The 19,488-nt window shown below is 51.8% G+C and carries 20 protein-coding genes and 1 tRNA gene; 8 read left to right on the forward strand and 13 right to left on the reverse strand.

Annotated elements, in window-relative coordinates:
- The 5 genes from KF749_15255 to hisS all read right to left on the reverse strand — a co-directional run.
- The coding region (locus KF749_15255; GenBank protein ID MBX2992509.1) for a chorismate-binding protein at positions 1-803 on the reverse strand (803 nt) is incomplete at its 3' end.
- 1 nt (position 804) lies between these two features.
- Entirely contained in the window at positions 805-1,182 is a 378-nt protein-coding gene (locus KF749_15260; GenBank protein MBX2992510.1) for a nuclear transport factor 2 family protein, read from the reverse strand.
- A gap of 83 nt (positions 1,183-1,265) precedes the next feature.
- Complete coding sequence (locus KF749_15265; GenBank protein MBX2992511.1) at positions 1,266-1,487, reverse strand: ORF6N domain-containing protein; 222 nt, start codon at positions 1,485-1,487, stop codon at positions 1,266-1,268.
- Positions 1,488-1,578: 91 nt separating this feature from the next.
- The gene (locus KF749_15270; protein MBX2992512.1) at positions 1,579-3,102 is read right to left on the reverse strand and encodes an aromatic amino acid lyase; all 1,524 of its coding nucleotides are present in this window, start codon (positions 3,100-3,102) and stop codon (positions 1,579-1,581) included.
- Between the two features lie 61 nt (positions 3,103-3,163).
- Positions 3,164-4,606: a histidine--tRNA ligase gene (hisS, locus tag KF749_15275; GenBank protein ID MBX2992513.1), complete on the reverse strand. Its 1,443-nt coding sequence runs from the start codon at positions 4,604-4,606 to the stop codon at positions 3,164-3,166.
- A 196-nt stretch (positions 4,607-4,802) separates the two neighbouring features.
- Here hisS and KF749_15280 point away from each other — a divergent pair, with 196 nt between their 5' ends.
- Positions 4,803-5,135, forward strand: a complete 333-nt coding sequence (locus tag KF749_15280; GenBank protein ID MBX2992514.1) for an ATP-dependent Clp protease adaptor ClpS — start codon at positions 4,803-4,805, stop codon at positions 5,133-5,135.
- 2 nt (positions 5,136-5,137) lie between these two features.
- On the opposite strand, the gene KF749_15285 is transcribed toward KF749_15280, so the two are convergent.
- Positions 5,138-6,196 (reverse strand): ATP-grasp domain-containing protein, encoded by a 1,059-nt coding sequence (locus tag KF749_15285; GenBank protein ID MBX2992515.1) that lies wholly within the window; start codon positions 6,194-6,196, stop codon positions 5,138-5,140.
- Between the two features lie 122 nt (positions 6,197-6,318).
- On the opposite strand from KF749_15285, the gene KF749_15290 reads away from it, so the two are divergent.
- Together KF749_15290 and KF749_15295 are read left to right on the forward strand one after the other, a co-directional pair.
- Positions 6,319-7,173 carry a hypothetical protein gene (locus KF749_15290; GenBank protein ID MBX2992516.1) on the forward strand — a complete coding sequence of 285 codons (855 nt, stop codon included), beginning with the start codon at positions 6,319-6,321 and terminating at the stop codon, positions 7,171-7,173.
- Positions 7,174-7,249: 76 nt separating this feature from the next.
- Positions 7,250-7,323 (forward strand) — tRNA-His (locus tag KF749_15295).
- Positions 7,324-7,374: 51 nt separating this feature from the next.
- On the opposite strand, the gene KF749_15300 is transcribed toward KF749_15295, so the two are convergent.
- On the reverse strand, positions 7,375-8,760 hold the full coding sequence (locus tag KF749_15300) for a dipeptidase (protein ID MBX2992517.1): 1,386 nt from the start codon (positions 8,758-8,760) through the stop codon (positions 7,375-7,377).
- Positions 8,761-8,899: 139 nt separating this feature from the next.
- On the opposite strand from KF749_15300, the gene KF749_15305 reads away from it, so the two are divergent.
- The 5 genes from KF749_15305 (at position 8,900) to KF749_15325 (ending at position 13,218) form a co-directional block, all read left to right on the forward strand.
- Positions 8,900-9,703: an alpha/beta fold hydrolase gene (locus tag KF749_15305; GenBank protein MBX2992518.1), complete on the forward strand. Its 804-nt coding sequence runs from the start codon at positions 8,900-8,902 to the stop codon at positions 9,701-9,703.
- Positions 9,700-10,680 (forward strand): SDR family oxidoreductase, encoded by a 981-nt coding sequence (locus tag KF749_15310; protein ID MBX2992519.1) that lies wholly within the window; start codon positions 9,700-9,702, stop codon positions 10,678-10,680. Before KF749_15305 ends, KF749_15310 begins: the two co-directional genes overlap by 4 nt.
- Before the next feature lie 64 nt (positions 10,681-10,744).
- A complete protein-coding gene (locus KF749_15315; GenBank protein MBX2992520.1) occupies positions 10,745-11,374 on the forward strand; it encodes a response regulator transcription factor in 630 nt (209 codons plus the stop codon).
- 204 nt (positions 11,375-11,578) lie between these two features.
- Positions 11,579-11,986, forward strand: a complete 408-nt coding sequence (locus KF749_15320; protein ID MBX2992521.1) for a response regulator — start codon at positions 11,579-11,581, stop codon at positions 11,984-11,986.
- Positions 11,987-12,018: 32 nt separating this feature from the next.
- A complete protein-coding gene (locus KF749_15325) occupies positions 12,019-13,218 on the forward strand; it encodes a response regulator (GenBank protein ID MBX2992522.1) in 1,200 nt (399 codons plus the stop codon).
- Between the two features lie 447 nt (positions 13,219-13,665).
- Here the strand turns inward: KF749_15325 and KF749_15330 are convergent, their stop codons facing one another.
- From KF749_15330 to KF749_15355, 6 genes are read right to left on the reverse strand one after another with little or no spacing between them, the layout of a single operon-like run.
- On the reverse strand, positions 13,666-14,025 hold the full coding sequence (locus KF749_15330; GenBank protein MBX2992523.1) for a cupin: 360 nt from the start codon (positions 14,023-14,025) through the stop codon (positions 13,666-13,668).
- A 48-nt stretch (positions 14,026-14,073) separates the two neighbouring features.
- Positions 14,074-14,874, reverse strand: a complete 801-nt coding sequence (locus KF749_15335; protein MBX2992524.1) for a urate hydroxylase PuuD — start codon at positions 14,872-14,874, stop codon at positions 14,074-14,076.
- Between the two features lie 49 nt (positions 14,875-14,923).
- Positions 14,924-16,675, reverse strand: coding sequence for a carbon starvation protein A (locus KF749_15340; GenBank protein ID MBX2992525.1), 1,752 nt, complete (start codon positions 16,673-16,675; stop codon positions 14,924-14,926).
- A 27-nt stretch (positions 16,676-16,702) separates the two neighbouring features.
- Positions 16,703-17,065 carry a YraN family protein gene (locus KF749_15345; protein ID MBX2992526.1) on the reverse strand — a complete coding sequence of 121 codons (363 nt, stop codon included), beginning with the start codon at positions 17,063-17,065 and terminating at the stop codon, positions 16,703-16,705.
- A 4-nt stretch (positions 17,066-17,069) separates the two neighbouring features.
- Complete coding sequence (locus KF749_15350; GenBank protein MBX2992527.1) at positions 17,070-17,717, reverse strand: ribonuclease HII; 648 nt, start codon at positions 17,715-17,717, stop codon at positions 17,070-17,072.
- Positions 17,707-19,446 (reverse strand): BamA/TamA family outer membrane protein, encoded by a 1,740-nt coding sequence (locus KF749_15355; protein ID MBX2992528.1) that lies wholly within the window; start codon positions 19,444-19,446, stop codon positions 17,707-17,709. The genes KF749_15350 and KF749_15355 overlap by 11 nt, the downstream gene beginning before the upstream one ends.
- Positions 19,447-19,488 lie beyond the last annotated feature (42 nt).

The following is a 19,488-nucleotide window of genomic DNA, read 5'->3' on the forward strand; positions in this document are numbered from 1 at the left end:
TTCCCGGACGTTGCTGCGACTGTTGACGTCATCTGCAACACAGTTGCATACCGCTCGACATCAAATAACGACGGCACGTGAACACTGCCGGTCTGAGCTATGCGCCCAATATCGTTGCGCATCATGTCAACGATCATCACATTCTCGGCACGGTTCTTTTCGGATGTCCGCAGGAACTCTGCTTGGCCTACGTCGTTCTTCAAGGTCAGACCCCGCGGGGCCGTTCCCTTCATCGGCCGGGCGAGAATATTTTTGCCATCGAGAGAAAAAAAAAGTTCCGGGGATGCCGAGCAGATTGCAAAGTCATCAGTTTCGATGAATGCCGCATTGCGTGAACGCTGTGTATGAGTAAGTTGAAGAAACAGCTCGTACGGACTCGTATCACATGAAGCCGTCATCCGAAAGCTGAAGTTCACCTGATACGTATCGCCTGTTGCTATATAATTCTTGATGCGCGCAATGGCATCGTCGTACGATTGGCGGGAGATCGTCGGCTTCCATTCGAGTTGGGGGCACGGGCCCGGTTCCTGCAACCGGATTACGGCGGGTTCCTCAAACAATCCAAACCACATAAGCGGGAAGGAGTGATCATAACGCCGCACGCGCAACGCCCTATCAAATGCAGGAGATGCCTCGTAACTGACAAATCCGGCAGCGTATAGCTGTTCTTTATTTACGCGATGTTCAACACGCGTCAACGAAGGAACAATCTCGCGTATGTCATGCGCCACAACAATCTCTTTCGGTTCGGAGAAATGTCTCCATTCACCCGATGCCGAATCAAAAATGACAACATTGACCATCTTACCCTTTTACATACGAGAGCTTTTCGGCAACTTTGCCGTCTCTCACCTTGAAAATATCAACTCCCCGAAGATGCCACACCTTCCCGTCTTTCGTCTTCCTGTATATCCACCGAAGTACACAGCGATCGCCGGATGCAAATATCTCTTCGACTTCAAAGAACGCGTCGGGGTTCGCTGCAAAGAGTTTCTCCCAGACACCACGAACATCCTTTTGGCCTCGATATATTGCCCCGTCGGGGGGCGGATTTGTATTCTCGAACACGCAATCCTCCGTCATCAATGCCATTACTCCATCGACATCGTGACGATTGAATGCAGCATGGAAATCTTGGACGATCTCAAGCGTTGCTCGAGATTCTGCAGACGGATGCTCCATCTGTCCCTCCGTTCCGGTTTGTGAATACGATTTCTGAGACGTAAATATCATTGCGACAACAGACAGAAGAATCCTTGTCTTCATCATGGCATCTCCTCCCTCTGCAAAAGTCCTCGCTGGCTATTCAGTACAGAAGCGAGCATGGCAACCCCATGCTCCGTAAAGACATACGGAGTTGTCGATGAATGTTTGAGCCGCTCGAACCGGTGCCAATTTGTCACCAGTTCACGGGTTTCTTTATTTAGAGAGTTGAAATACGAATTGCGGCTGAAAACGCTTGCGATCCGTTTTACCTGTCGGTTCAATTGACCGCGCTCCCTTGCAATGTCTGCAAGAGACTGAATTTTGGAGAGTTTCTCCTTGTGTATCTGATCCGCTGAGAAAACTTGCGGTTCGTTACTCGAGACTGCCGACCGTTCCTTCAACGGCATCAAGAATCTCGCACGATTTAACGAGTGCCTGCATCGCGTTGTGATCAGGGAAAAGTGGACGATCCTCATCGAGCCGTTTCACATGCTTGCGGATGACATCCTTTGCTGTCTTGACACCAAGACCGGGAGTGAATTGCCGGAAATCGAGCGCTTGTGCAGCGGCCATGAATTCGATTCCGACTACGCCGTATGCGTTCTCGATAATCTGCCCGTTCTTGATTGCCGTGTTCATCCCCATAGAAACAAAATCCTCCTGATCTGCTGCTGCAGGAATCGAGAGAATAGACGCGGGTGCGGAGAGAATCCGTTGCTCGGAAATGAGCGTATCGGCAGTGTACTGACTCAACATCAATCCTGAATAAAATCCCGGATCTTTCGTGAGAAATGCGGGCAGGCCCACGCTGAGGGCGGGATTTGTTAGTCGATTCAGCCTCCGCTCGGACAGCACACACACCATAGTCACAGCGGTTCCGATCATATCCATCGGCAGGGAAACGGGAGAACCCTGGAAGTTTGCGCCGGTGAGAGTCAGCTTTGCATCGGGAATGAAAATGGGATTATCTGCCACTCCGTTCAGTTCCGTTTCGACTTGCTTCGTTGCCCATGCAACCGCGTCATGCGCGGCGCCGATCACTTGCGGGGTTGAGCGCATGGAATACGCGTCCTGTACTTTCGTCTTCATTTTGCCCGTCGTAAGGTCGCTTCCTTGAATGCATTTCATGATCGCCTTTGCAGTCCGGACAGCGCCGGGAAAACCGCGCAACTCATGCAATCTCGTATCATACGGTTTCAGATTGGCGATCAGAGCCTCAAGTGTCATGGCGGCGGCAATCTCGGCTTGCTTCAGCCAGCGGTTGATATCGTACAAGTGAATTGCACTCATTGCAGTAAGCAAGTTCGAACCATTGATCGCCGCCAAACCATCGCGAGCCTGAAGTCCGGGAACAGGGATTCCCGCCTTTTCCATTGCAACGCGCCCGGGAAGCCTTTCGCCGTTGTAAAACGCCTCGCCTTCTCCCATCAACAGCAAAGCCGCTTGCGCCATCGGGGCAAGATCGCCGCATGCACCCACCGATCCCTTCTGGCATACAACAGGCGTCACACCTTTGTTCAACATCTCGACATACGTCATGGTGATTTCCGGTCGGCACGCGGAATTTCCGTGCGCATGAACGTTGATCCGGCTTGCCATTGCCGCCCGGATATGTTCAACCGGGGCAGGCTCGCCGATACCGGCGGCGTGATTGTATATTAGAAAGCGCTGAAAGTCGCGTATTTGCGCGTCGTTCAGCACAATTTCGGAAAACTCACCGATGCCGGTGTTCGTGCCGTACATGACTTCTTTAGCCCGCAGCTTGTCTTCAAGCATTGCGCGGCAGATTTTGATTCGTTCAAGCGCCGCAGGAGCAAGCTCGACCTTTTCACCATGACGCGCAATGCGAACCAGTTTTTCGATTGTGAGAGATGATCCATCTAATACTATTGACATGCTTCGTCCTTTCGTTGACGGCTTCCATGAGATTACTGCCGATGAGCCGTTTTGATGATTGTCAGATTGTCTCGAGTGTGTTTTTGATGTGTTGTACAGTCTCGGCCAGGGGAACAGTAGCCTGAACCGTTCGTGACAGTTTCAGCCATTCATCACGTTCCTTGCCTTGAGCTGTTTTCTTCTTATCCTGCAACTCTCCGCCGAGTTTCAAATTCTTGACTGTTACTTCCCCCTTCGCAAATTCGTCGCTGCCGATGATGACGGCCAGAGGAATTTGCTGGCGGTTGGCGTACTGTAATTGCTTTCCGAGCGACTTCTCTTCACCCAAATACATTTCGGTATTGATTCCTGCTTCGCGCAATTCCCGGGTGAGCTTCTGGTACTCGGTAAGGCGCGACGGCTCCATCACTGTCACAATGACCTTTGCGGTTGATGGAGCGAACTGCAGCAGGCCGAGCTTTTCCATTGCAGCAAGAAGGCGATCGACTCCAATCGAAGCGCCGACTGCGGGAATCTTTCTTCCCAAAAACCTCTCCACCAATCCGTCGTAACGTCCCCCTCCGAATACGGAGCCGAACTCCGGTGCATCATCCAAGCTCGCTTCAAAAACGGGACCCGTGTAATAGTCAAGTCCGCGGGCGATACTGAGATCGAGCTGAACATGATCTTCGGAAATGGCGAGAGCGTCAAGCGAATCGCAAATGAAGCGCAGTTCCTCGACTGCCTCCTTCGCTGACTCAACATTTTTGAACAACGATTCGAGAGAAGCAAGAACCTCTCTCCTTTTCCCTTTCGGAACCACGATGAATTCTTTAATACGATCAACTTGGTTGCCGCTCAATCCCAACCCCGGAATCTTGTCCCCCGATGAATCGATTCTTCCCTTCGTTAGTTCAGCGGCGACTCCGTCAATCCCGATCTTCTCCAACTTGTCGAGAATGCGGAAGACGCTGTGCGCCAGGTCGTGCGTAATTCCGGCAAAGTCCAGTAGACTGTCCAGCACCTTCCGGTCGCTGAACCTGACTTTGAACCGGTCGATACCAAGCGCTTTCAACGTATCGTGCATTGCACAGAGGATTTCGGCATCGGCGGCGAGCGACGATGTGCCGACAGCATCCAAATCGAATTGGATGAACTCACGGAACCGTCCCGGGTCCGGCTTGTCGGCACGCCACACAGGCGCGACCTGATAGCGGCGGAACGGCAGAACAAGATCAGGGTATTGGGCAACAACTCGTGCTAAAGGAACGGTGAGATCAAAGCGAAGGGCAACGTCTTCTTCTTCAGGATTCAGGAATGAGAAGATCTGCTTGGTGTTTTCCTCGCCATAGCCCGTCAACGTGACGCGATACTCCTGCGCCGGCGTATCGAGGGGCTGAAATCCGTAGCGCTCGTACACATTCCGGATGGCGGCAATCATCTTCACTCGCGCATTCATTTGCGCCGGAAGATAGTCGCGAAAGCCGCGAAGCAATCTTGGCTCTACAATCTGTTGTTCGGACATCGGGAAACTCGTTAAGTGGATTTCAGGCGGGATACAAGATTTTTGCATCAACACGCCACTAAATCTACCGGAATTGCGGTTCTAAATCAATTCTAGCAAGTATACCGAAAGTCGACAGCGAGCTGTGTCCCTCCTCTCCGGCTTGCGAAATGTTGCTCAATTTTGCTACTTTATCTCACTCAAATCACAAACCTGAATGGCTGACGAAGACGTTCTCACGAAGGAAGATGTCGAGGTAAACGAGGAAGACGTTACCCGACTCATTCCGCGCTATCACGTCGTTCTCCTCGACGACGATGATCATACGTACGACTATGTGATTGAGATGTTGATGGATCTGTTCGGACACAGTATGGCAACTGCGTACGAGATGGCATGTGAGGTGGATGCGAGGAAGCGTGTTATTGTGGATACGACACACAAGGAACGAGCCGAACACAAAAAGCAGCAAATCGAATCGTACGGGGCTGATTGGCGGATGCCGGCCTGCAAAGGTTCGATGTCGGCCACTATTGAGCCGGCTGAGTAGGGTTACTTGACCGGTTTCCGTTGCAACGCAAACTCCGCAATTTTCCGGAGTGTTGTAGAGAATGACAATCCCGCCTTCTCAGCAGACTCCATAAAAGAAACCCCTTCTGTCAAATCAGGATTCGGATTCACTTCAAGAATATGTGCGTGATTTTTCTTGTCGAGGCGAAGGTCGAGGCGGGCGTAATCGCGGCAACCGGTCAGTTTGTAAGCACGCAAGGCTATCTCTTCAATCCTTTTCTGAACCCGCTTCGGAAGCTTCGCGGGACAAATGGAATGCATGCGATGATACGATTCGTCCAGCGGGTCCCACTTTGCCGCGTAGCTGATGATGTTGGGATGATCGGGAAGAAATTCCGAGAAATCAAATTCGATAAGCGGCAGCACAACAGGCGGATCATTTCCCAGTATCGAAACATGAAACTCACGTCCCTCAATGAATTCTTCCACAATAATCGGCGGCGCAAAGCCCGCAAAGACCTTCCCGAGACGGGCTGTCAATCCGGCGTAATCATACACAACAGACTCTTTGTCAATACCGCTGCTGCCATCCTCCCGGGCGGGCTTGACGATGAGAGGGTAATGCAATCCGTGACGTTTCGGAATGGATGGATGTGAGAGAAGCCGAAACCGCGGCGTCGGAACTCCGTTGGCAAGAAGTACTTGTTTTGTCAACCCCTTGCGCTGGCACAACTCGAGCGCAAACGGCGGGGCGCCGGTGTACGGAATGCGGTGAACTTCAAACAAGCCTGCGACCGACCCTTCGAGTCGCGGCGTGTCGTGAAAGAACTCAATCAAATTGAACACGACATCAGGCGGGTTTCTGTGCAGAAGTGGTTCCAACTTGTGCACGTCTTCCTCCACATTCACTGCTCGCGCACTAAAACCCTCCGACCGCAGGCCTTTAACAATGGCGCTGTACTCTTCCTGGATGGTAGATACGTGGATGGGATACTCGGGTTTGAACCCGAGCGATTGGGGGTCAACCTTGCGTAATTCTTCGTATTCGTCTTTCCCGACCTGATTGTAAAGGACGAGAACTCTGGTTTTCTTGGTTTTCACTGGAATCCTCCAACATCCCCCAAAAAATATCCGCAATCCCCGAAGGAATTGCAACAGAAGTCGTTGCGAATGGGGGGAAGTTTGAATAGCTTTTGAATGCGTTTTTCATACAACCGGAATCAATGGGAATAGAACAACAACCGAACCTCTGGCAGTGCGGCCCGTTCGCACTCAAGCACGCCCTCATCACACTCGGAATTTTTGCCGAAGAAGGAACAATCACACGCATCGCGGGAAGCCGGTCGGCAAACGGAACGGACGAAGTCCAACTCGGCCGGGCGGCACGGTTCTATGATTGTGATTTGGAGATGGTGAGAAGGCATGAACCGGAAGGGGCACGTTCAGAATTGGTGAGATATCTGCGTCGCGGCATTCCCGTTCTCATTTGTATTTATGACTGGAGTCATTGGGTGACGGTGGTGAAAGCGGAAAGCGGAAAATTCATTCTGCTCGACAGCCGGGAACAAGCGGTGCTCACAATTCTGACGTGGCAGGAACTCCGCAACCGCTGGGTGTATCACGAGCAGGATGAATATGATGAGAAGCATTGGGAAAAAATCTACGACCTGCATCCCGTTGTGCCGCGGTTTCGTGTCCAGACAAAAGCGAAATTCTCGATTGAACTCGCACGATATCTCCGCCGCCCGGAAAATCGGGCACTGTCGCATTTGTGGGATCAATATCTTGCCGACTTGATGACGATTGCAAAGCCGCGAACATCATTGAGCAAACGCGTATTCTCGCTGGGCGAGTTTCTTCGCCGCCACGAGCAGATGATTCTCGATCAGGTTGATTACTGGCACGGCAACATCAACAAGCGGGCGGCGTTCAAGGTTTTACAGAACATGCACTTTGTCGCCGACACGTACGGACTTGTAATTCATAACGAAGATGAGAAGCGCGCTATTGCCGGAATTACTTCCATCCTTGCGCTATGGGCGGCAAGCAACTACGGCATTGCGCCGGTGTACGAGTAGATAAGAACCCGAAGGGTTTTCCGCATTGATTCTTCTCTTCACATTCGGTATATTTTCAGCGGAGAAACATGAAAACGCCGACGTAGCTCAGTTGGTTAGAGCACCAGATTGTGGATCTGGGGGTCGCAGGTTCGAATCCCGCCGTCGGTACAAGAAAAAGGCATCCCGAAAGATGCCTTTTCGTTTTATTGCAGCAACATCCTACTTCTTCTTTCCATCCATGAACTTCGGCAACTCGGCAAAGAAATGCGCGCTGGTTCTCATTCCGCCAAAGAAGTTGTCAAGGTTGATGAACTCATCCGGCGCGTGCGCATTTTCATCGGGTAGGCCGAAGCCGAGCAGCACGGTGTCGAGTCCGAGTACCTCCTTGAACTGCACAACAATCGGAATTGAACCACCTTCTCGTTGGTATAACGGCTTCTTGCCGAATCCCTTTTCCAAAGCAGCGACCGCCGCCATCACGCCCGGAGAATCAATCGGCGTAATCGCTGCCTCACCGCCGTGCAGACTTCGGACGGTGACGCTGACTGTCTTCGGGGAAATTTTCTTGATGTGTTTCTCAAACAGCTTTGCAATCTTGTCCGACTTCTGGTCGGGAACGAGACGCATGGAGATTTTCGCCGATGCCTTCGATGGGAGAACTGTTTTGGCGCCTTCGCCCGTAAATCCGCCCCAGATTCCGTTGCATTCGAGAGTCGGCCTTGCCCAGACTCGCTCGAGCGTCGAGAATCCCTTCTCTCCATATAACTTCTGAACTCCGAGTTCTTTTGAGTACCTCTTGTCACTCCACGGCAGCTTTTTGAACGCGTCACGTTCTTTCTTGCTCAACGGTCGAACATTCTTGTAGAATCCCGGAATAGCAATCTTGCCATTCTTGTCGTGCAACTGCGCGATGATTTCGCTGAGGGCTTGGATCGGGTTGTGTACCGTTCCTCCGAAGGAACCGGAATGCAAATCCTTGTTCGGCCCGACCAGATCGATCTGCATATAGGCAAGTCCGCGCAACGCATAACATATGGAGGGGACGCCTTTTGCAAACATCGAAGAATCGGAGATGAGTACGAGGTCGGCCTTCAACATCTCCTTGTGTTCCGTCACAAACGGCACGAGATGCTCGCTTCCGATTTCTTCTTCTCCTTCAATCAATAACTTGATATTCACGGGCAACGAGCCGACGTTTTTCAGATAGGCTTCAATGCTCTTGAGGTGAATGTACACCTGACCTTTATCGTCTGCCGAGCCGCGGGCATAGAGATTCTCGCCCCGAATTGTCGCTTCAAACGGTGGCGAGGTCCACAACTCAAGCGGCTCCGGCGGTTGAACGTCATAATGGCCGTATAGCAAAACGGTTGGCGCGCCGGGCGCGTTCAGCCAGTCGCCGTATACGACAGGGTGACCGGGTGTCGGCATGACTTGCACGTTCTGCAACCCGATGCTTGTCATATGGTCGGCGACCCATTGGGCACAGCGCTGCACGTCCCCCTTGTTGTCAGGATTCGTGCTGACACTGGGAATAGCGAGCAATTCTTTCAGTTCGGCAAGGTAGCGCTCTTTGTTTTGGTCGAGATAGGTGAGAACTTGTTCCATTGTTGGTCTCCTTTGGTGAGATTGTGTGTGAAGATGTCTAAATATACGCAACGCTGGCATGATGGGCAAACGAATCCAACCGTCTTGCGCCTCTTCTGCGATTTCAATATCGTTGAGTATACCCTTTCAGGAGGCTTCAATGTTCGCATACCTCAACGGCGTCCCGTTTCAATATATTGATGAAGGATCACCCGAAACCCCGCCCATCACTTTCCTGCACGGATTTCCCTTCAGTCACGAAATGTGGACGAATCAGATTGATGTTCTGAAGAAGAACTTCCGGGCCGTCGCGTATGACATTCGCGGCCATGGAAAAAGCTATGTAGGCGAAGCGCAATTCACCATCGAGCATCACGTCGACGATCTCCTGGCGTTGCTTGATTATCTGAAGATTGAGAAGACTGTCATCGTCGGGCTTTCGATGGGAGGCTACATCACCCTCAGGGCGCTCGAACGCAATCCCGAACGCTTCACCGCGGCTGTTCTTTGCGACACCAAAAGCGAAGCCGACACAAACGAAGGTAAGCTGAAACGATTCGAGAGCATGAAGGGCGTTCGTGAACACGGGTCGGAGGTTTTTGCGGATGCATTCGTTAAAAATGTTTTCGCCGCCGAAACTTTCAAGAAGAATCCCGATGCCATCTCGCTCATCAAGAAGATCATTTCAGCAACCCCGCCCCTCAGCATTGCGGGCACGTTGCTGGCGCTTGCCGCCCGGACAGACACAACGCCGTCTCTTTCGAACATCGCCATCCCGACTCTCATTTTGGTCGGCGAACATGACGTGACAACACCTCCGGCACACTCGCAAATGATGCACGAAAAGATAGCGGGTTCGGAACTCCATATTATTCCACATGCCGCTCACATGAGCAACATGGAGAATCGTGAGGCATTCAATCGGCATCTGCTTGTATTTCTCGAACGCGTAAGGAAGTCATGAAGAACGTTCTGGTGACGGGAGGAACAGGATTCATCGGGTCAAATCTTGCCGAGGCATTGTTGAAACGTGGCTGCCATGTCAGAATTCTCCGAAGAGATCATTCCGACATGAGGGCAATCGACGGTATTGATGTTGAACATTGTATCGGGGATGTACGCAATATCGAGTCACTGAGGAGAGCAATGAAGGGATGCGATACTGTTTTCCATACTGCTGCGCTTGTGACGTTCGAAAAGGAAAAGGCGGGAGTTCAGCGCGACGTTAACGTCAACGGAACCCGAAATGTTGTTCAGGCGTGTCTCGCGACAGGAGTTGAAAGGCTTGTGCACACAAGTTCGATTGCGGCCATCGGCTACCTGCCGAACGGCGAACCGGCAACGGAAGAAACGCCCTACAACTGGCCAAGAACGTGGGGGTACAAGTATTCGAAACATAAATCTGAACAAGAGATACTGAACGGAGTCGAGCAGGGTCTCCATGCCGTCATTGTCAATCCGTCTGTGGTTGTTGGTGAGCGCGACATTCACTTTCACGGCGGCGACATCCTTCGGCGTGTCAAGAAATGGCAGGTGTTTTTCTATGTTGATGGCGGAATGAACGTGGTATACGTAGGCGATGTTGTCAATGGACACATTGCAGCCGCCGAGTACGGACGCAGCGGCGAGCGGTACATTCTCGGCGGAGAAAATCTCACACACAAGGACGTTTTCCGGCGAACGGCTCGCATCGTCGGCGGGTTTTCTCCCGTTGCAAAACTCCCGATCCCCGCCCTCCGGTTTACAGCAATAATCATTGAGCGCGGGAGCAAGTATATTGGCATCAAGCCGATCATAACGCGGGATCTCGTCTCGGGGGCCGGAAGATACAACTGGTTTTCATGCGAGAAGGTAATGCGTGAATGGCGATACACCATCACACCATTCGAAGACGCGATCCGTCGTGCCTACTCCTGGTATCAGATGAAAGAACTTCTGTAGTTTCGTTTTCCGGTCCACGTGGTTGCACCATTTGGACGTACCTCCACACGAAAGGCATAGAGTTATGGATGTTCTCATTGCAGATGATCACCAGTTGATTCGTGAGGGAATCAAGTACATGCTTAGCGAAGCGCCTGAAGTCGGCGTCATCGGCGAAGCAAGGAATGCAGAGGAGATTCTCGCACAGATTGCAGGGCATCCGTGGGATGTGCTGGTGTTAGACATCAATCTGCCGGGCCGCAGCGGGCTCGATGTATTGAAAGAGATTCGCGTCAAGCATCCCAAATTGCCGGTTCTGATTTTGAGCATGTATCCGGAAGATCAGTTTGCTGTCCGTGTTATCAAAGCCGGCGCGGCAGGTTATCTCACAAAAAGCAGCGCTGCAAAAGAACTGGTCGATGCGCTCCGCAAGATCGCTTCCGGCGGAAAGTATATCAACGAGGCAGTTGCCGAAAAACTTGCCGAAGCTGTTGATGCAGGGATCTCCGCAACGCCGCATGAACGTCTATCGGACCGCGAATTCGAGATCTTCAAACTCATCGGAAGCGGCAAGACGGTCGGGGAGATCGCCGAACTGCTCAAGCGCAGCGTCAAGACTATCAGCACGCATCGGACTCATATTCTTGAGAAAATGAATCTGCATAATAACGCCGACATTATGCAGTACGTTATTGAGCACAAGTTGACGGAATAGAAGACTCACCACACTCGTCTCCTCTTTACCATATCACAACTTCGTTTCGCGTTATAGGACAAACTCCTATACGACGTCCGACCATTCTCCTATCAGAATACAATTGCCCCATTGATGTTCGAGGATCAAAGGAATGTTTATCTTGAGCGTGAATCAATTCGGAGCAGAAATGGTCGAAACGTATACAGGGTCGGGAGGGAGAGTTTGAAAGTATTCATCGTGGATGAATCATCGTTGTTTGTTGCCCGTTTCAGCGAGGCAATCAACAAAATCGAGGGTGTCGAGTTGGTCGGGAAGGCAAATTCTGCCATCGAGGCAATCGAGGCTTTGGAGCGAATGCAGCCCGATGTCGTCGTGCTCGATATCCGGTTGCGTATCGGGACAGGATTTGATGTTTTGAGGATGGTGAAGCGGGATATCGACACCTCCACGATCGCTATTGTCATGACGAACTATCCGTATGAGCAATACCGCAGGGTGAGCACGAAGATGGGGGCGGACTATTTTTTTCACAAGACAACGCAGTTCACCGACCTGGTAAGTCTTCTCAAAGACCTGAAAACAAACCGGTTTGCTCCGGAAATTTCGGAACGCTTTGCAGCAACCGTTTAGGAACGATTTTTCACTGAACGAACTCCTAATTCATGTTCGACACTACCGACCACAACACTGAGGAACACGTCCGGCAATCCGGGCGGCTGGCAAACATCGGCATTCTTGCCGGCGGCATTGCGCAGGATTTTGACAATCTGCTCAGCATCATTCAAGGACACATAGCGTTGCTGGACAGGTCAGTCCCGCAGAACGATGATATCAAAAAGCGCCTTGCCGCTATCAACACAGCCATCGGCCGCGGCTCACTCCTTGTCCGGCAAATGCTTGCATTCTCGGGTACAGCAGCCGACGGCATTCTCCGGGTTCAGCTTAATGATGAAGTGAAGAAATTCATCGAGATGTTCTCAGGAATTCTTCCCGCGGGAATCTCTGTCGTGACGGATTTGCAGGAAGAACTCCCGGAATCGGATGCCGACCGCACTGTTTTGCATCAGGCTCTTCTGAACCTTGCACTCAATGCGCGTGATGCAATCATTGACGGTCAGGGAAGCGGCATCATAACAATACGGACAAAGGCGATGGCGGGCGACAATGTCCGTGCTCTTTTTCCAGAAGCTCAATGCGACAACTACATTTGTTTGAGCGTTGCCGATACGGGCAAGGGAATGGACGAGCAAACAACGCGGCGGGCGTTCGAACCGTTTTTCACAACAAAAAATCAAGCCTCAGGCCTTGGCTTATCGGTAGTACACGGCATTACACGAACATTGCGGGGATATGTGCAGGTTGAAAGCGACTTGGGCAAAGGGGCTACCTTCTCCCTGTACATCCCTGCCGATGTTCACAACAACGCCGGGCACAAGGGGGCGGCAACAATGCTCAATCTCCGCGGAAGCGAAACCATTCTTATTGTTGAGGACGAAAGAATGCTGCGCGAACTCCTCGCCTCCACACTGAAGGAATTTGGCTACAGGGTTTTTTCAGCGGAAGACGGTCAAGAGGCAATGGATATCTTCAGAGCAAGAGGACACGAGATTGATCTGGTGTTCAGCGATATCGGGTTGCCATATCAAAACGGATTGGAGATTTTCATGAAGATGAAGAGTTCAAGACCGGACCTGAAGTTTATTTTCTCAAGCGGATATCTTGAACCAAACACTTGCGAAAACCTGTTGCGCGCCGGCGCGAAGAAAGTGGTGCAGAAACCGTTTCATGGCGACGAGATTGTGCGGACAGTCCGGCAGATACTTAATGGCAAGAACGAGGTGGCTGCCGGGACGAGAAATTGATATTGAACTAATGTGAACCGCATTTTTTCCTTTCAGCGGTGTCACATCCCCGGACGATCGCTCCACCAGCGGTCGCCGGGAAATTGTGGTCAAAGAAGGAAATCGCGTGGGAAGGGGATAAAAACAGGGGAACTCACGATTTCCGTATGTCCCCGCATGACGGGTCCACCTCCGGCATGTCGGGGACACTTTTTTTGTCAGAACTGCGTACTTTTACTCGGTTACTCCGGACGAGTTTACTGACAAATTCCGTACACACATGCCATCCAAATCATCAACCAAAAAGAAACGGCCGAAGACTCAAAACCTCCCGCAATTTTGCGACTTCGATTGTCCCCACGCATCATTCCCGCCGGGCGATGCAGTCGGCGCATGCAGAAGGGAGCAAGCCGTGTACTGTCTCTTGCTGAAAAAATTCAACAACCGGCACAATAAGTGTTTGGCGCGTTAGTCTCTGTGTACCAGATCCATCGAAAACGCCGGCAGGCACACGGCAACGTACTCCGCGCCTTCCGGTTTCGGAGTGCTGTACTGCACCCATTCCGCTTTTTGTGTGATGATGGCCTGTCCGGCTTCCACGTCGATAACGCCATCACGTGTTCTCACGCGCAACATCCCTCTTAATACAACGGTAAATTCGTCGAACTCGGGTGTTTGTCCGGGCTCAACCCAGCCGCCGGGACTGCGCATTCGTGCAACGCTGACGTCGGATGTTTCTGTGTTGACTCGGCCCACATACTCTTCGATGATCTTCGGCTTATTGCCGGCAGCTTCTACAACAGAAGGCTTCGAAATATGTATCGCCATGGTGTGTTATCCTGATTGTAGTATTTGAACTTCCTGAGTCCGGTTACCCTAAGCTCTGCGGATGATCTTCGCGACTCCCCATCCTACCGCCACCATAATCGACAGCACAATCCAGTTGTTTGTGGCGCCATACGTGATTGTCGGAAAGTGGTGGCTGATCATCAAGAACACAATCGAAACCGCCATGAAAGTATTGTGTTTTGAGCGGTTCTTTGAGCGTTGCGCCAGCTTCTCATCCGGCTCTTTGCCTTGACTCAATGCGGCAACCATTGTTCGCTGCGACGGAATGATCACCATCCACACATTTCCTGCCATGAGTCCTCCGAGTGCCGCACCGACATGAATGTATGCCGCTCGCGGTCCCATGAATTGATGGAGCAGATACGCAAGTCCGACCACCAACAGAAGCGAAATGGCCGTGCCGAGTCGTTCATCTTTCGCGAGCGGTGACTTCCACAAGAAATCATACACAGGCCATGAGAGAATCAGCAGCACAACTCCGAAAAGCACAGCAGTCGAATGATCCATCGTTTCATCCACCATCAAGCCGCCGAAGTAGTAGAGGTAGATGAGAAGAAGCAAGCCGCTCGCCCATGTTATCGCCGCCTCCCATCGAAACCAATGTAGTTGTCCGGGAATGATACGAGGCGATTTCAGCTTTTCAACAACATAAAATCCACCGCTGTGAACCATCCAGACATTCGTGCCCCCGCCTGATTTACGTTCTCCTTCAGAGAAACGCCCATCGAGCCACGTGAAGAAGAACGTTGCCCCGACCCACATGATGCCCGCAAAGATGTGAATCCAGCGAAGGGCCAAGTTGACCCACTCCATGAAATCGAATTCCATTCATCTCTCCTTTCTAACTGTAGTAAACGGCGGATGAGCTGCCGCGGAATTATTTTCCCACTTGTGCAGCCAGATTTGCGCGCAGATTGTAGAAATAGCGGAATGTCAGAGTCACGACCCCGATTGCAAGCCCGAGAAGAAAGATGTCCGTCACCAGCAACGTCCAGCTTTCAAGCCTGATGTATCTGCCGAGCAGAATAATAAGCGAGGTCAGCGTCGTCACAACCATGAAGGCCGCCGGGATTGCCGTAAACCAGTATGTCTTTGCTTTTTGAGCGAGCCATGCCGTAACGGCAATTAACGTCAGCGCGGCCAGAAGCTGATTTGCCGCGCCGAAGATCGGCCAGATTTTCAGGTACGCGTTTGTGAATGTGAGCGCAAGAAATCCGGCAACAATTAGAAGGCTGTTGGTGATCGGGCTTTTCAGCCATGAAGGCGGATTCTCCAACACTGTCACCCAGAATTCTTCAAGCAGGTAGCGGGAAAGACGAACAAGTGTATCGATCGTCGTAACCAGAAAGCCTTCGAGCAGAAGAATTCCCCAGATGGTGCCGAACACTTTCGGCAAGCCGACACCTGTTTCGAGCACGCTTCCGAGTCCCAGCGCGAACGCAAGCGGCGCGTTACTGGCGCCGGCTGCGGGATACACAAGACTCTTGTATTTTTCGAAATCCATTCCGCCGGAAATCAGCAGAATCACGCACAAAGCAAGCAATCCCTCCAACAACATCCCCCCGTACCCGATGAGGCGGGCGTGCTTTTCATTCGAGAGTTGCTTGCAGGAGGTTCCCCCGCACACAAGTCCGTGAGCACCGGAGGCAGCGCCGCACGCAATTGTGATAAAGAGAAAAGGCCAGATGAGACCAAGATTCGGAGCGGAGAACGCCTCGTCGAGATTGAACGCCGGAACATTGATGACTGCCCCACCAATTCCTGCCCCGACAACACCGATCACCATCGAGGCGAGCCCGAGATAGAGAATCTGCGCGTTAACGAAGTCACGCGGCTGCAAAATGATCCACACGGGAATCCAGGAAGCAAAGAACACATAGCAGGTAATAATCACAATCCAACTGTTCGGGTTGAGCGTAACGGGATAGTAGTATCCAAACAGGATGGATCCGAACGAGACAATAAGCGCAACGGCCGTTATCAGCCAGAGACTCGCCCGCTTCCTGTAAATCATCCAGCCGATGAACGGAGCAAGAATCGTCATGATAATCACCGACATCGATGCAACACCGCCGATTTGCACTTTCATCACGCCGTCATGCTCGAGCAAATGGATGCCGCCGGTCGTTGCACCCAGGCTCACATCATCGGGCGGCAAGAGGGATGTGAGTGCAACGGCTGTGAGTTGCAGAAAGGCTGCAATCACCAGCAGACACAATACAATTGCAAAAACGATATAGAATGTAAACCCCGCCTTGCCGAGCGTTTTGCGGGCGACTTCCGCGACGGAACGCCCTCCTTCCCGAACCGCGACAAACAAGGCCGTGAAGTCATGTACCGCGCCAATGAACACCACGCCAATCATGATCCATAACCACGCCGGAACAAAGCCGAAGTACAAGGCCAGAGTCGGCCCGACAATGGGGCCCGCGGCGGCTATTGCTGCAAAGTGATGCCCGAATAATACCAGCGGGCGTGTCGGAACGTAGTCAACGCCGTCGTTTCTCGTTGTTGCCGGTGTCGGGCGCTTCGAATCAACTCCGACAACACTGCTGATGTAACTGCTATAATATCTGTACGCCAATACCAATGCCACGCTCGATGCGAGCATCACGATGGCAATGTTCATGCAGAATCTCCCTTGAGGTAGTGTAGGTCAGAATGCGTTTGGAATGTAGTTGATTTCCTGCTTGCCGCCGGTCTTCTTTATCGCAACAACGTCGAAGCGGCACTCCTGATTATCGATATTGTGTTCATACAAGTAGGCGTGGGCAATTTTCCGGACCTGAGCCTGCTTTTTCGGGGTGATGGCAAATTCCGGATCCCCGTATTCTTCCGTCTTGCGCATCTTTACTTCACAAAACACCAGCACCTCACCGTCCCTTGCGACAATATCGATCTCGCCCGATTTACCGAAACGGTACTTGGTTTCGACAATGGTCAGCCCCTTGTGCACAAGAACGCGTTTTGCGATCTCCTCCCCCTCATCGCCGGATTCTTTTGTGGAATGTCTGGACATTGTATCAGTCGGAGAACTCGAACTCCAGTTGGGGTCGGACGGTGAACGAACGCCTGTGAATCTCGCACAATCCGAGTTGCTTGATTGCTTCGCGGTGTTCCGGCGTAGCGTAACCTTTGTGTTTTGCAAAACCGTAGCCGGGATAGAGCGTGTCGAATTCGACCATCAATCTATCGCGGGTGACCTTCGCAACAATTGACGCGGCGGCAACTGAAAAACTCAGCGCGTCGCCATCAATAATTGTCGTGAAGGGAATCCCGTTCTCTGCAAAGCGATTGCCGTCAATCAGCAGATGGTCGGGCACAATCGACAATTGGCGGGTTGCCTCGTGCATTGCCCTGTATGTTGCCTGCAGAATGTTGATCGAATCAATAACATCATGATGCACAATGCCAACGCCGAACGTCAGCGCTCGGGCAATGATGAGTTGATAGAGTTCTTCCCGCTCTTCATGGGAAAGCTGCTTCGAATCATTGACACCGGGAATCTGTTTGTCACGCTCGAAGATGACGGCGGCGGCAACCACGGGGCCGGCAAGCGGTCCGCGACCCGCTTCATCTATTCCCGCTATATGATGAATGCCTCTCCCCCATAACTCCCGTTCGAACCGGAACATATCAACCGGGGGCGCTGAATGGTTGTCAGAAGTCATTGACCAATCCGAAATGAATCTTTCCGTTTCCGAATGACGGATTGTCGCTGCCTATAGCAAAACTCACCGCAAGCACACCGATCCCCGTTTCCAGTTGAATGCCGATGCCGTACCCGTACCGGAAACCTTCAGCTTTCGGGATAAGCCGGTCGATTTCTTCCGGGCGAAAGTAGTAGCCGGCATCAACAAATCCGTAAAAGAAGGAACGTCGAGCCAGAAGAAAGCGGTATTCCGTATTCGACCAGGTGAGTCTCGAACCAAGAAATTGATTCTCTCTGAATCCGCGGAGCGAGCGGCTTCCTCCTAATCTGAACATCTCCCCCTCTTCAGGCCGTGCGCTCCGTAATTCACGCCCGTGAATTCCGACGGCAAGAACCTGACGACTGAATGTGGAGAGAAAGAAATCCATATCGAGCGTGAATCGCTGCACCGTTACCCGTGCAGGAATTGTGTTTTGAAGTATGGCCGGGATCCGGCTTATTCTTTTTCTTCCATATTGATAGTCTGTTCGATAGCGGGCTCCCGAAACGGGACTAAAGGCGTCATCCCGCGTATCATATACAAGCTCTGCCCCGACAGACGTGATCGTGCTTTCGAATACTCTCACAAACAACGAGTCGCCTGCCGACGGAATGACCTTTTCGGAATTGAACAGTCCCGCCACGGAAAGTTCTTCGGATATCATCAGTTCTGCTTTCAGATCAACAACCCGCCGTACGTACGATGTATCCTGTTGACGCTGAAGAAATCCGCCGCCGATGTTGGCAGGAAGGCCGAGTATCCATGGCTCAAGATAGCGCACGCCCAATTCCTGTGAAAACCTGTCCTCTCTCGCCCACTTGAAGCTCAACTTACGCCCCGTGCCGAAGAGATTCCGCATCGAAACCGACACAAGTCCTGTCACGTAGCCGGATTGATCAATGCCGCTTCCGGGAATGTAGCCGATAACACCGTCGAAGGTGTTCGTGCTTCCTTCCTTTACTTTGATGAGAAGCCCGCTCGTGTTATTCCTGACATACAATTCAGGATCGCTGACATCGGAGAAGATGCTCAGTCTGTTCAGCCTCGCTTTGATGGCATTGACTTTGGCGCGATTGTAGACTTCGCCGGGGCCAATCCGTGTTTCGCGCACAACAACAGAGGGGTTGGTCTCAGTATTTCCTTCAACGCGAATTTCATCGATTGCAACCTTGCTCCCTTCGTCGATCTTTAATTCAATGTCGAGCGTATCCGTTTCGTTTCCGGAATGCAGCCGGATGTTCTCTACATGACATTGTACAAACGGAAATCCGATGCGCTCATAGCGGCCCAGCAGAATATCAAGATCCGATTCGAGGATTGTTTCCTCAAGAGGGTCGCCGACCTTCAGATCAAACAGCCTGAGAATTTCTTCTGGAGAGAACTGCTGATTGCCCTGCAGCGCTATGCTGCCGAGAATCGTCCGTTTCCCTTCGTCTATTTCAAGAAGCAGGTCTACACGCAATGTGTCGCCGGGAACAGCAGCAACAAGAGGCTGCACCGTTGCAGCAAGATATCCGCGACGCCGGTAGTTTTCGACAATAGTTCTAATATCGTTTGCGAGAATGTTGGGAGTATACGGGAGGTTCTCTTTCGACAACATCCACGCCTTTATTTCCCTTGTTGTGAAAGCCGTATTTCCCTCCGCTGCAATCGAGCGGATTGAAGAGTTTGCAAACGCGAGAGTGAGCGTGCTGAAGAGGAGAGTCACTATCCCCGGAAGATTTCTCGGAAAGCGGCCGTTCATGGGGAA

The sequence above is a fragment of the Bacteroidota bacterium genome (assembly GCA_019637975.1).
GTDB lineage: Bacteria > Bacteroidota > Ignavibacteria > UBA10030 > UBA6906 > CAADGV01.